The sequence below is a fragment of the Mucilaginibacter celer genome (assembly GCF_003576455.2).
GTDB classification, from domain to species: Bacteria; Bacteroidota; Bacteroidia; order Sphingobacteriales; family Sphingobacteriaceae; genus Mucilaginibacter; species Mucilaginibacter celer.
In genome coordinates, this window is sequence record NZ_CP032869.1 from 5,506,463 (window position 1) to 5,518,391 (window position 11,929).

12 protein-coding genes are annotated in these 11,929 nt (G+C 45.3%); 9 read left to right on the forward strand and 3 right to left on the reverse strand.

All coding sequences use genetic code 11. From position 1 onward, the window contains the following. Window positions 1-83 precede the first annotated feature (83 nt). From HYN43_RS22660 to HYN43_RS22685, 6 genes are all read left to right on the forward strand, one after another. On the forward strand, window positions 84-617 hold the full coding sequence (locus HYN43_RS22660) for a YceI family protein (protein WP_119406205.1): 534 nt from the start codon (window positions 84-86) through the stop codon (window positions 615-617). 29 nt (window positions 618-646) lie between these two features. Then, window positions 647-865: a tautomerase family protein gene (locus HYN43_RS22665; protein WP_119406206.1), complete on the forward strand. Its 219-nt coding sequence runs from the start codon at window positions 647-649 to the stop codon at window positions 863-865. 8 nt (window positions 866-873) lie between these two features. Continuing rightward, window positions 874-1,608: an SDR family NAD(P)-dependent oxidoreductase gene (locus tag HYN43_RS22670; RefSeq protein WP_119406207.1), complete on the forward strand. Its 735-nt coding sequence runs from the start codon at window positions 874-876 to the stop codon at window positions 1,606-1,608. A gap of 120 nt (window positions 1,609-1,728) precedes the next feature. Then, window positions 1,729-2,106 carry a nuclear transport factor 2 family protein gene (locus HYN43_RS22675; RefSeq protein WP_119406208.1) on the forward strand — a complete coding sequence of 126 codons (378 nt, stop codon included), beginning with the start codon at window positions 1,729-1,731 and terminating at the stop codon, window positions 2,104-2,106. A 10-nt stretch (window positions 2,107-2,116) separates the two neighbouring features. After that, complete coding sequence (locus tag HYN43_RS22680) at window positions 2,117-3,205, forward strand: NAD(P)H-dependent flavin oxidoreductase (RefSeq protein WP_119406209.1); 1,089 nt, start codon at window positions 2,117-2,119, stop codon at window positions 3,203-3,205. A gap of 3 nt (window positions 3,206-3,208) precedes the next feature. Continuing rightward, complete coding sequence (locus HYN43_RS22685; protein ID WP_119406210.1) at window positions 3,209-3,970, forward strand: MBL fold metallo-hydrolase; 762 nt, start codon at window positions 3,209-3,211, stop codon at window positions 3,968-3,970. 94 nt (window positions 3,971-4,064) lie between these two features. Here the strand turns inward: HYN43_RS22685 and HYN43_RS30925 are convergent, their stop codons facing one another. After that, window positions 4,065-4,199, reverse strand: coding sequence for a hypothetical protein (locus HYN43_RS30925; RefSeq protein ID WP_281024303.1), 135 nt, complete (start codon window positions 4,197-4,199; stop codon window positions 4,065-4,067). Between the two features lie 179 nt (window positions 4,200-4,378). Here HYN43_RS30925 and HYN43_RS22690 point away from each other — a divergent pair, with 179 nt between their 5' ends. Beyond that, window positions 4,379-5,398: a nucleoside hydrolase gene (locus HYN43_RS22690; RefSeq protein WP_205589807.1), complete on the forward strand. Its 1,020-nt coding sequence runs from the start codon at window positions 4,379-4,381 to the stop codon at window positions 5,396-5,398. 262 nt (window positions 5,399-5,660) lie between these two features. Next, window positions 5,661-7,280, forward strand: coding sequence for a GH35 family beta-galactosidase (locus HYN43_RS22695; RefSeq protein ID WP_119406211.1), 1,620 nt, complete (start codon window positions 5,661-5,663; stop codon window positions 7,278-7,280). A 46-nt stretch (window positions 7,281-7,326) separates the two neighbouring features. Here the strand turns inward: HYN43_RS22695 and HYN43_RS22700 are convergent, their stop codons facing one another. Beyond that, on the reverse strand, window positions 7,327-9,054 hold the full coding sequence (locus HYN43_RS22700; RefSeq protein ID WP_245446989.1) for a glycoside hydrolase family 13 protein: 1,728 nt from the start codon (window positions 9,052-9,054) through the stop codon (window positions 7,327-7,329). Window positions 9,055-9,290: 236 nt separating this feature from the next. On the opposite strand from HYN43_RS22700, the gene HYN43_RS22705 reads away from it, so the two are divergent. Continuing rightward, window positions 9,291-10,631, forward strand: a complete 1,341-nt coding sequence (locus HYN43_RS22705) for a BamA/TamA family outer membrane protein (protein ID WP_245446991.1) — start codon at window positions 9,291-9,293, stop codon at window positions 10,629-10,631. A gap of 5 nt (window positions 10,632-10,636) precedes the next feature. On the opposite strand, the gene HYN43_RS22710 is transcribed toward HYN43_RS22705, so the two are convergent. Next, window positions 10,637-11,920, reverse strand: coding sequence for an MFS transporter (locus HYN43_RS22710; RefSeq protein WP_119409081.1), 1,284 nt, complete (start codon window positions 11,918-11,920; stop codon window positions 10,637-10,639). Window positions 11,921-11,929 lie beyond the last annotated feature (9 nt).

Consider the following 11,929-nt stretch of genomic DNA (forward strand, 5'->3'; position numbering starts at 1 on the left):
ATCTACATCACGTAGTTACCTCCGTTTCCCTGCCGTACTTTGTGTTGTTAATTCAAACAAAGCATTATTAAAAACATAAGAAAATGGAAACTAAAAATTTTGAAATCGCAAACAACCAGAGCCGTATCGAATGGATTGGCCGTAAAGTTACAGGTGCACATGATGGCACTATAAACATTGCCCGTGGTACTTTTAATGTAGCCGGTGGCAAATTAACCGGTGGTGAATTTACCATCGATACCACCAGCATTAAAATACTGGATATTGAAGATGAAGCCACCAATGCACAGTTTGCCGGCCACCTGGCATCTGATGATTTTTTCGCTATCGAAAAATATCCGGAAGCTACTTTGGTTATCACATCAGTTGCTCCAAAAACTGCCGAAGCGTATCAGGTTGAAGGCAACCTAACCATTAAAGGCATTACCCATCCTATTGCTTTTGATGCAGCGGTAAACATCAGCGCTGATACATTAACCGCTACCGGCAAAATCACTATTGATCGTACCAAATACGAAATGAAATTCCGCTCGGGTAATTTCTTCCAAAACCTGGGCGATACCCTCATCTACAATGATTTTGATCTGAACATATCTGTAACCGCAAAAGCTGCTTAACCGGCAGCTTTGCAGAAATTAAAACAGCCATGCCATACGTAAAAATTGAAGTAACCCGCGAAGGCGTTACCAAACAGCAAAAACAACAAATTATAAAAGGTGTAACCGAGGTAATTACCAACACCCTTAATAAAGACCCACATTTAACACACGTAGTAATACAGGAAATTGACCTCGACGACTGGGGCTATGCCGGCGAACAGGTTTCAGAGCTCCGCGCTAAAGGTATCACTGCCGATAAAAATTAAATCACATCATGAAAACACAAACAGTAATAGTAACCGGAGCATCATCCGGCATAGGTAAAGAAGTTGCAAGGCACTTTTTAGCCAACGGCGATAATGTTGTAATCAACTCCGCCACCGCCGAAAAACTGGAACAGGTATACAACGAACTTGGTGCCGGTCCGAACCTTGCTATGGTAGCAGGCAACGTAAAAGATAAAACTACAGGCGAACAACTGGTAGCCACCGCCATCGAAAAATTTGGTTCTGTTGATGTATTGGTAAACAATGCCGGGATTTTTGGAACCAAACCGTTTTTGGAAGTTGACGAAGCTTACCTTGATAGTTTTTTAGATACCAACCTTAAAGGTACATTTTTCACCACCCAGGCAGCTATCCCTCAAATGCTTAAACAAAAACAAGGTGTTGTTATTAACATTGGTACGCCGCTGGTAAATAAAGCTTTTGGCGGAGTGCCTGCTACAGCGCCAATATCAAGCAAAGGTGCTATCCACGCACTTACCCTGCAATTGGCAGCCGAGTTTGGTAAAAGCAATATCCGTGTAAATACGGTTGCACCCGGCGTGATCCGTACACCAATGCATGCCGAAAATGCCGACGACAGCGCCGGCATCCATTTGTTAAACCGCGTGGGCGAAGTTGAAGACGTTGCCGAAATGGTTTACACCGTTGCCAAAAGCAAATTCATAACCGGCGCAATTATTAATGTTGACGGAGGTACCGCTGCGGGGCATAACCTTAATTAATAAATCACTTCAGCATCATATTATGAAAACTCTTCTTTCTGCTGTGCTTTTATCATGTAGTATTGCTGTAGCTTCGGCACAGCAGAAAGTTGATAGCAAACGCAACAAATTATCAATATCATGGAAACTGCAAAAAACGATTCACTGGCTATAAGCCAGGTACTGGATACTTATTTTAAAGCAATATATGAAGGCGATGCCCAACTTTTAGGCAGCACTTTTAATAAAGGCACTTTGCTTTTTGGCGATATAAAAGGCGTGCCTTACGCCAAAACTCTCGATCAATATCTTGATGGTGTTGCAAACCGCCAAAGCCCCAAAGATTCGGGTAAACCTTATAAGGGAGAAATTATTTCTATCGATGTAATTAACTCGATAGCAGTGGCGAAAGTAAGCGTACAGATGTATGATTTTATTTACAATGATTTACTTTCGTTTCATAAAATAGATAACCGGTGGCTGATTGTCAACAAAATGATTACCGACACCTCTAAATAAAAATATAATTATGTGGTACAATACAAAAGCAGCCGGGGTGCTGGGTATTCAGTATCCTATTTTACAGGGGCCGTTTGGCGGCAACCTGTCAACCGTTAAGCTGGCGGCAACCGTATCAAACATGGGCGGCCTTGGTGGATACGGGGCTTATACGCTTAGTCCTGATGAGATCATCAATATCGATCAGCAAATAAAAGCAGCAACTGATAAACCTTATAATATTAATCTCTGGGTATCTAACAGTGATGTGCCAACCGGCGGTATTACCGATGCCGTTTACGAAAACACCAAGGCCCTTTTTAAACCGTATTTTGATGAGCTTGACATACCGCTGCCACCCAAGCCTGCATCTTTGTTTTCAACGTTCGAGGATCAGGTCGGGGCTTTGTTAGCCACTCGTCCACCGGCATTCAGTTTTATGTTTGGCATCCCCTCACAAACACTTTTGGATGAGTTTCGTAAGTTAAACATTCCGGTTATGGGTGCAGCCACTACACTTGATGAGGCAATTGCTTTAGAAAACGCTGGTGTTGATCTGATCATCGCCTCGGGCTTTGAGGCTGGCGGGCATAGGCCATCTTTCCTCGATAAATCTGAAAACTCATTAATGGGCACCTTTTCCCTGGTGCAGGTAATCAAAGAAAAAGTAAAAACACCCATCATTGCCGCCGGCGGTATAGCCAATGGTAAAGGCATAGCTGCAGCGCTGGCTTTGGGGGCAAGCGCGGTACAGATAGGCACAGCATTCCTGGCCACCGAAGAATCGAACATTACCGAATTTTACCGGCAAACTCTTCTATCCGAGAAATCAAACCATACCATATTAACCCGTGCATTTACCGGGCGCTTAGGCCGCGGTATCCGCAACCGCGTTAGCTCGGATATGGTTGGTAATGAAACCGAATTACTGCCATTCCCCCTGCAAACGCAGTTCATATCGTCGTTACGGAAAGCTGCGTTTGATAAGCAGCAAACCGATATGATATTGTTTTGGAGCGGGCAGATTGCCCCGGTATTGAAACATACCAAAGCTGCCGACCTGATGCAATCGCTCATCACCGAAACCAACGACTACTTTAATCAAACTTATAAAAACTAAACCATGAAAAACCCTGTAAGCGTAACCTACCTTGGCGGCCCTACCATTATCCTCGAAATCGGCGGCTTTAGGATCATGACCGATCCTACGCTCGATCCTGAAGGTGAAACTTTCCATAACCCCACCTACTGGAAAACCGAAGGGCCGGCAATAACAGATATTGGCCATATTGATATGGTACTGCTAAGCCACGATCAGCATAATGATAACCTGGATAATGCGGGAAGAGAATTACTTAAAACCGTTAAGCAAACGCTTACCACGCATATAGGTGCCCAACGTTTACAGGGAACAGCCAAAGGTTTAGCACCATGGGAAAGCATCACCATTACCTCGCCCGAAGGTGATGAAATTACAATCACAGCAACTCCAGCCCGCCACGGCCCTACCGGCGTTGAAAAATTAACCGGCGAAGTGATAGGCTTTTTGGTGGCTGTAAAAGGAGATGCAAACCTGCAGGTTTATATTACCGGCGATACTGTATTTTATGAAGGTGTAAAGGAAGTTGCCGAAAGGTTTGATCCTCAATATGTTTTCATTTTCGCGGGAGCAGCCAAACCCCGCGGGCCATTTAATGTAACCATGGGTACTAACGATGCCATTGATACGGCCTTTGCTTTTCCACAGGCTACCATTATCCCGGTGCATTTTGAGGGATGGTCGCACTATACGGAAACCGGGGATATGTTGAGGCAATCGTTCAAGGCATTGGGCATTGATGACAGGCTTAATATTTTGGAGCCGGGGAAGAAAACAGATTTGTAATTTGCTATTTAAGAAAATCTTATCGGGGGCTTAACGTCGTGCCGAATTTATTTCGGCATCCCACAGGACAGGCAGGTGATTCGCGCATGGTTGCTTAGCGGGTGGGGTGCTGAAACAAGTTACCCATGACATAATTAAAAAAGTTTGTCATCCTGAGCGATAGCGAAGGATCTTCTACAACAAGCATGGCGGCTATACAGGGCGAAGAAGATGCTTCGTTCCTCAGCATGACAAAGGTGAAAATGTCATATCTCCTTCAGATGCCGCGACTTTTACTTACTCAGCATGACGTGGGTCTTTGAGCATAGGTACATTGCACCTTACGTGCAAAAATTATCGTACACAAAATCTCATTGTGTCATAAAAACACTTATATTGTGATCACCAACCGGTAAACCCAACAAAGCCATGTTTAAAACCAAATCGCTGCTTTTTTTGCTGTTGATGATCGCATCTCCATTATTTTTATTTGCACAGGTTAATCCCGCTTTTAAAGCCATCAAACCCCGTTTCAGGGTAATTATGGATAATGATTTCGGCGGAGATCCAGATGGTTTATTTGCGCTCACACATTTGGTATTGTCACCCTCGGTAGAGGTGCGCGGCATTATCGGCTCGCACCTCAACGCTAATGATGGCTTCGACAAATCAAAAACACAGGCCGATAATGCGGTTAAAAAAGCGGCCGAGCTGTTAACCGTTTTAAAAATGAAAGACCGTTTCCCGCTTGTGGCAGGCTCCAACACAGCCATGGTTAACGATACCTCGCCAGTTAAAAGTGCGGCTGTAGATCTGATCATTAAAGAAGCATCACGTACCGATACATCTTTACCCTTGTACATCCTTTGCGGCGCAGGGCTTACCGAAATAGCATCAGCCGTATTAACCGATCCCAAAATTGCCGATAAGGTTACCTTGGTTTGGATAGGCGGCCCGGAATATTTGGATATTGCCATTCCGCCGCCAAATTACAGCAATCCCGAATACAACCTCAATATTGATATAGCTGCAGCAAGGGCTGTGTTTAATCACTCACAGCTAAAGCTTTGGCAAATACCAAGGGATGGTTATCGCCAGGCTATATTGCCATGGTCGGAGTTGCATACTAAAATAAAGCCGCAGGGCGAAACGGGTAAATACCTGGCCGATGTGCTTGAAAGTTTGATGCTGCGCATTCAGCAATATAAGCTTAACCTGGGCGAGGTTTATATTTTAGGCGATAGTCCGCTGGTGTTGCTAACTGCATTGCAATCATCGTTCGAGGCCGATCCATCGTCAAGTGAGTATGTGTTGAAACCTTGTCCGCTTATTAACGCGCAGGGCGGGTATGAATATAATGCTCATGGCCGCAACATCCGGGTTTACCGGCGGTTGGATATCAACCTGATGTTTAATGATTTTTTTGCGAAGCTGGAGTTGAATAGATAAGACGCTAATTGGCATTCATCTGTAAAACAGTTAAAGAAAATTGCCATAGCCCTCACGTCATTGCGAGGTACGAGGCAATCGCACGGAAGCAGAGGGGCTATGCAAATCCGCCCTGCATTGTTCGCGATTGCTTCGTACCTCGCAATGGCGGCTTCGATATATTTTCTAAGCAGTCTGCAAATTTCCGCTTATAAACCGCTGCTTTAGTATTTATCGCAAACCCATCTAAATAATAATTTTATCCCTGGCATACTATACAACAATGGGCAAAATTAAAACTGCGTTCCTCGGGCTTATATTACTATCATCAGCCTCAGTTAAAACCACAGCACAAACTAATCCTATCCCCAAACTTATCGAAAAAAACGGCAGGCACGCGCTGCTGGTTGATGGCAAGCCATTTTTAATTTTAGGAGGGCAGGCACATAATTCAAGCGGATGGCCGGGCATGTTACCTCAGGTATGGCAATCTGTAGAAGCGATGCACCTCAACACCCTCGAGATCCCGATATATTGGGAACAGATAGAGCCACAAGCCGGTAAGTTTGATTTTTCTGTTATAGATACTTTACTTGCCCAATCGCGCCGGCACCATGTGCGATTGGTATTACTATGGTTTGGCACCTGGAAAAACGGCAGTAATCATTACATGCCCGAATGGATGAAGCGCGATGCCGCTAAATATCCAAACATTACCGGCAAAACCGGTAAAGAGATCGATTCGCCCTCGCCCCATTCCAAACCTACTTTAGATGCCGATATTAAAGCTTTTGCAGCAGTGATGCATTATTTAAAGCAGGCCGATCAACAGCATACCGTAATTATGGTTCAGGTAGAGAACGAGCCCGGCTCATGGGATACCGTGCGCGATTATTCGGCACAAGCGCAAAAATTGTTTGAAGCTAACGTTCCTGCCGAATTGTTAAAGCCCGATGTGCTTAAAGCCCTCAGCATCCAGCTCCAGCCCGGTGCAAAAGGCTCATGGCAAACTGTTTTTGGCGAACGCGCGGATGAGTACTTCCAGGCCTGGTCTATCGCCCGGTTTATTGAGCAGGTAGCCGCGGCCGGTAAGGCCGAATATCCGCTGCCGTTATACGTAAACGTAGCCCTGCGCGATCCGCTTACCAATCCGCCCGCAACCCATTACGAAAGTGGCGGCGCAACGGATAATGTGATCCCGATATGGAAAATTGCCGCGCCGCATATCGACCTGCTTGCGCCGGATATTTATTTAGATGGCAGCCAGCGGGTGCAGAAGGTAATTGACTTATACACCCGAACCGACAATGCGCTATTTGTACCCGAGGCCGGATTTACAACCGAAAACGCCCGCTATTTTTATGATGTATTAGCCCATGGCGGCATTGGTTTTTCGCCCTTTGGGATAGATGCTAACGGCGAAACCCACACCAACCAACAAATGACCGAACGCCTTGCTCCCTACGCACAGGAATATGCCATGGCAAGCCCCATGATGCACCAACTTGCCGGCTGGGCTTTTGAAGACAAGATCAGGGCTGTTGTTGAGCACGAGGATCATGCCCAACAAACTATAAAACTGGGTGCCTGGGATGCAGCTATCACCTTTGGTACAGGATCCGGAAACAACCTTAAAACCAACCCGCTGCCGGTAGGTAAGGCGATGATTGTAACGCTATCTGAAAATAAATTTGTGCTGATCGGTTCGCATTGCCATGTAACTTTTAAACCAACCGGCAACAACATGGGCAAAGCCTGGCAATACCTTAAAGTTGAAGAAGGCGTTTACGATCATGGTACATTTAAAGCAGTTCGAATTTTGAATGGTGATGAAACAGACTGGGGCGGACCGAACATAGGTACCAAACCAAAGGTATTACAAATTTCACTTGTGGTGAGGTAATGCTCAGATGTCCTATCTGCACGTTCTTTTTAAAGATGGTTTTACTTTATTTTAATTCATAAACAACGGCTTCGTAAGGTAATAGCTTCCCATCTTTTGACGGATGCTCATAGTTTCCGATCAAAACATTGGCTTTGCTAACATCAATGCCGGTTTGCGTATCAACCGGTTTATCTCTAAAGTTTAACATGATCAATAGCTTTTTGCCATCCAGCTCGCGGGTGTAGATATAGGCATCCGGGTTTTGCGCATCGAGTAATGTATATTTTCCGTAAACCAGGGCCAGGTTATCCTTCCGCAGTTTCACTACCCGCCTGAAGTAATTTAATGTACTGTTCCTGTCTTTTTCCTGCTGTGCTGCGTTGATGGTTTTATAGTTGCTGTTTACTTTTATCCAGGGTGTGCCTGTTGTAAAACCTGCGTTTTTATCGCCATTCCATTGAAAAGGCGTCCGGCCGTTATCCCTGCTTTCAAACGCTATCCGTTGCAGGTATTTTGGTAAATCGCCGCCGATATTTTTTTGCCGCTGGTACTCATTCAGGGTTTGTACATCGCGGTAATCATCAATAGTGGTAAATCCTGCGTTGGTCATGCCCAGCTCGTCGCCATTGTAGTAATAAGGTGTACCACGCATGGTCATTAAAAAAGTGGTAAGCATTTTTGAAGATACTGCTCTAAACTCGGGTTTGTCGTTACCATACCTGCTCACCAGCCGGGCCTGGTCATGGTTTGCCAGGAAAACCGAAAGCCAGCCTTTGGAGGCAAAAGCGCTGTCCCATTTGGTAAATACCTGTTTTAAATGCAATAGGCTGTAGCCTTCGGGTTTGGCAATGTCGGCCCCCTCAAAGGCATAGGCCATATTTAATTCATTCCTGTTGGCATCAACCAAATTGTGCGCATCTTCAAAAGTGTTTCCTGCACCCTCGGCAACGCTCATTACGTTGTATTTGCTCAATACTTCCCTGTTCATTTCCTGCAGATAGCCATGCAAATTGCCCTGCATGGCGTAGTATTGCGTAAAGTTTTTTTCAAATCCGCGCGGAAATGCCGGAAAGGTAGTATCCTTGGCCGCAAACTGAAAAGCATCCAGCCTGAAACCATCTATCCCCTTATCGGCCCAAAACTTCATAATGCCATGTACCTCGTTCCTTACCCTGGGGTTTTCCCAGTTCAAATCGGGCTGCTTGCGCGAAAAATAATGCAGGTAATAGGCATTGGTAAGCGAATCATAACGCCAGGCATCATGGTTTACATCAAACAAACTATAACGGTACGGCGGCGTACCTTGCTCCGCATTCCACCAATGATAATATTCGCGGTATGGATTATTGCGCGAACTGCGGCTTTGTTTAAACCATTCGTGCTCATCGCTGCTGTGGTTCACCACCAAATCCATCACCAGTTTTATGCCCCTGGCATGCATGCCCTTCAGCAATGCATCAAAATCATCCATGGTACCAAAATCCTTCATAATATTGCGGTAATCGCTTACGTCGTACCCGTTATCATCATTGGGCGAACTGTAAATAGGGTTAAGCCAAACCACATCAATACCCAGGCTTTTGATATAATCAAGTTTGGATATAATTCCCTTCAGATCACCTATCCCATCGCCGTTATTATCCTTAAAACTGCGGGGATAAATTTGGTACACTACCGCTTCTTTCCACCATTTGCGGCCGGTGGTATCATTGGCGTTTTGAGCATGGCAAACAACGCCGGCCAATATGCAAACAGTAGTTATTGTGAACAGGATACAGGCTCTCTTCATCATAAAATTTGATTTAAAAAGAATACAGCAGAAATGAATTGATTTACAGGTTTAAAATTGATTATAAGCAAGTTATAAACTATTTATTTAACACGCAACCGGCCGCATAAAAAACCCGGCAGAGGTACCAACATATTATCCTGCAAAAACATTATCACGTTTTTGCGGTTAAAACAAAACCCGCCGCTATCACAGTTAAAACATAATAAATTGATTTTAAAACATTTACATATTTTAACGTGCAGCGTAAATCATTATATAAAATATTCCGTCACTTATTCGGCCTTGCTTTATTTACAGTTTTAAGTGTAATAACAAACCATGCCTACGCCCAGGTGCAGGTACCGTCTGATACAACTAAGGTTGATTCATTGCATAAAAATGAGCCAAAACCGGTTAAAGCTACTGATACCCTTTATAAACAATATGATTTTGGCGATCTGATGCGGAACATCTTTCATCCCGGTAAACCGGCAGATGCTCCCAATAAAAAATCATCAGGCATTACGGTTATTCCCAATGTGGCATCCAACCCAACCATCGGCTCGCAAATAGGCATTAAAGCCGTAGCCGGTAAAAAGCTGGGCGATGATCCTAACACGCTTCTTTCGGTAGCCGCTACGTCGGCATCCATCACCACAAAAGGCATCATTTATTTTTATATTAACCACAACATATACACGCCGGGTAATAACTGGAATTTTCAGGGCAATTTGGTTGCAGCCAAAACGGTATCGCCCGATTATGGTTTGGGTATAGGCCAGGCATCAAACGGCAGCGCAGCCGACCAGGTGCTGGCCAATCCCGAGCGTAAAGGCCGGGCCCTGCACTCACAATACTATAACATCCGCGAAAAGGTTTATAAAGAAATAGATAAAGGCCTCTTCATCGGTGCAGGTGCATCTTTCGATATCCGCCGGAAAATTGAAGACACCAAATCAACAACCGATTTTACACCCTATAATATTTACAGCGACCGCCACGGCTTTGCCCGCGATCATTACGCCGCCAACGGCCTGCTTTTCAACCTGCAATACACCACCCGCGACAACCAGAACCGCGCCTATCATGGCATTTATGCCGATGCGGGTTTCCGCATCAACCAATCATGGATGGGCAGTTCGCGAAACGCGATACAGTTCACTACAGATTTCAGGAAATACTTCAGTCTTTCATCGGTAAACCCGGAGCATGTTGTCGCCTTCTGGAACTGGGGCTCATACCTCATCAGCGGTAATATCCCTTATCTCGAATTGGCCGGTACCGGTAAAGATGCAGGCTTCAGGAGTGGCCGCGGTTATGTGGTTCAATACTTTAAGGGCACACAATACAACTATAGCGAAGTCGAATACCGCTTCCCTATCCTGCGCAACAAATTTGTAAGCGGCGTGGTGTTTGGCAACCTGCAAACCGCCAATGATGAATCGGGCACCAAAATATTTAAGCAATTTCAGCCGGGTTATGGTGGTGGTTTACGCGTGCTGTTTAACAAAGCCACACGTACCAATCTTTGTTTGGATTATGCTTTTGGTAAGTATGGCTCGAAAGGTTTCTTTTTGGGGTTGAATGAGGCGTTTTAATGGTGTTATTCGGCCTGTTGCTTCATCATTTTTGCTGATGCCAATAAAGCAAGCAGCGTTATTACGGCAGCAGCAGTTAAATAATAACCTACATATGCCAGGCCGTACTTATGCCCCAGCGTGGTTGCGATGTAAGGAGTTAACGAGGCTCCTAAAATACCGGCAAGCGTAAATGCCAGCGAAGCCCCCGTATAACGTACCGATGGCGGAAAGATACCCGCAAGCGCTGTACCTATAGGCCCGTAAGTAAGCCCCATTAAAAACATACCAACAGATAAAAATACGGCGGTGATAACCAAACTGCCTGTAGAGAAAAACGGGGCGAAAACAAGCCCGAATATGATGATGGCCCCTGTTGCGGCTATCAGCATCCGGTTACGCCCGTATTTATCGGCAAGTTTGGCCGATAGCGGTATGCCCAAACCAAAAGGCAGCATCGAGATCATTTGTATAATGAGGAAACTGCTTTTAGTATAATGCAGTACAGAAGTGCCCCAGCTTAATGTAAACACCGCCATAAGGTAAAAAAGCAGGAAAGTTGTAACCGTAGCAAGTGTGCCTAATGTAATAGCAGCTGTATGCTTAACAAAAACATCGGCAAAGGGTACTTTAGCTTGCTTTTCATTATCAATCATTTTCACAAACTCGGGCGTTTCGGAGATTTTTAAACGCACATACAGCCCTATCCACACCAGCAGCGCGCTGGCAATAAAAGGGATGCGCCAGCCGTAGCTTATAAAATTACTATCGCTCATGGTTTCGCCCAGTATAGTAAATATCCCGCTTGATAACAGGAAGCCAATAGGTGCTCCTAATTGCGGAAACATACCATACCATGCTTTTTTATGCGCAGGTGCGTTTTCTGTAGCCAGCAACACAGCTCCACCCCACTCGCCGCCTAAACCCAAACCCTGGCCAAAACGAAACAACGCCAACAGTAATGGCGCTGCAATGCCTATGGATGCATAGCCGGGCAACAAACCTATTGCAACCGTTGATGGTCCCATGGTCATGAGGGCGGCAACCAGGGTGGCCTTTCGTCCTTTACGATCTCCAAAGTGGCCGAATATGGCTGCACCAATCGGGCGTGCAATAAATGCCAGCGCAAATGTTGCCAACGATTCTAAAGTGGCCGAGGTAGGATCGGCGGAGGAGAAAAACAGCCTCGGAAAAACCAGAACGGCAGCTGTGGCATAAATATAAAAGTCGAAAAACTCAATAGTGGTGCCGATGAGGCTTGCGGTAAGGATCCGCCCTGCAGAATTTACAGGTTGATGTTGCTGGTTCATAGCGCCAAA

Excerpts from the sequence above, each read along its gene's own strand:
- HYN43_RS22690 (WP_205589807.1), top strand. The coding sequence starts at position 4,379 with ATGTTTAAAACCAAATCGCTGCTTTTTTTGCTGTTGATGATCGCATCT.
- HYN43_RS30925 (WP_281024303.1), bottom strand. The coding sequence starts at position 4,199 with ATGCTGAGGAACGAAGCATCTTCTTCGCCCTGTATAGCCGCCATGCTT.
- HYN43_RS22680 (WP_119406209.1), top strand. The coding sequence starts at position 2,117 with ATGTGGTACAATACAAAAGCAGCCGGGGTGCTGGGTATTCAGTATCCT.
- HYN43_RS22700 (WP_245446989.1), bottom strand. The coding sequence starts at position 9,054 with ATGATGAAGAGAGCCTGTATCCTGTTCACAATAACTACTGTTTGCATA.
- HYN43_RS22675 (WP_119406208.1), top strand. The coding sequence starts at position 1,729 with ATGGAAACTGCAAAAAACGATTCACTGGCTATAAGCCAGGTACTGGAT.
- HYN43_RS22685 (WP_119406210.1), top strand. The coding sequence starts at position 3,209 with ATGAAAAACCCTGTAAGCGTAACCTACCTTGGCGGCCCTACCATTATC.
- HYN43_RS22665 (WP_119406206.1), top strand. The coding sequence starts at position 647 with ATGCCATACGTAAAAATTGAAGTAACCCGCGAAGGCGTTACCAAACAG.
- HYN43_RS22695 (WP_119406211.1), top strand. The coding sequence starts at position 5,661 with ATGGGCAAAATTAAAACTGCGTTCCTCGGGCTTATATTACTATCATCA.
- HYN43_RS22660 (WP_119406205.1), top strand. The coding sequence starts at position 84 with ATGGAAACTAAAAATTTTGAAATCGCAAACAACCAGAGCCGTATCGAA.
- HYN43_RS22670 (WP_119406207.1), top strand. The coding sequence starts at position 874 with ATGAAAACACAAACAGTAATAGTAACCGGAGCATCATCCGGCATAGGT.
- HYN43_RS22710 (WP_119409081.1), bottom strand. The coding sequence starts at position 11,920 with ATGAACCAGCAACATCAACCTGTAAATTCTGCAGGGCGGATCCTTACC.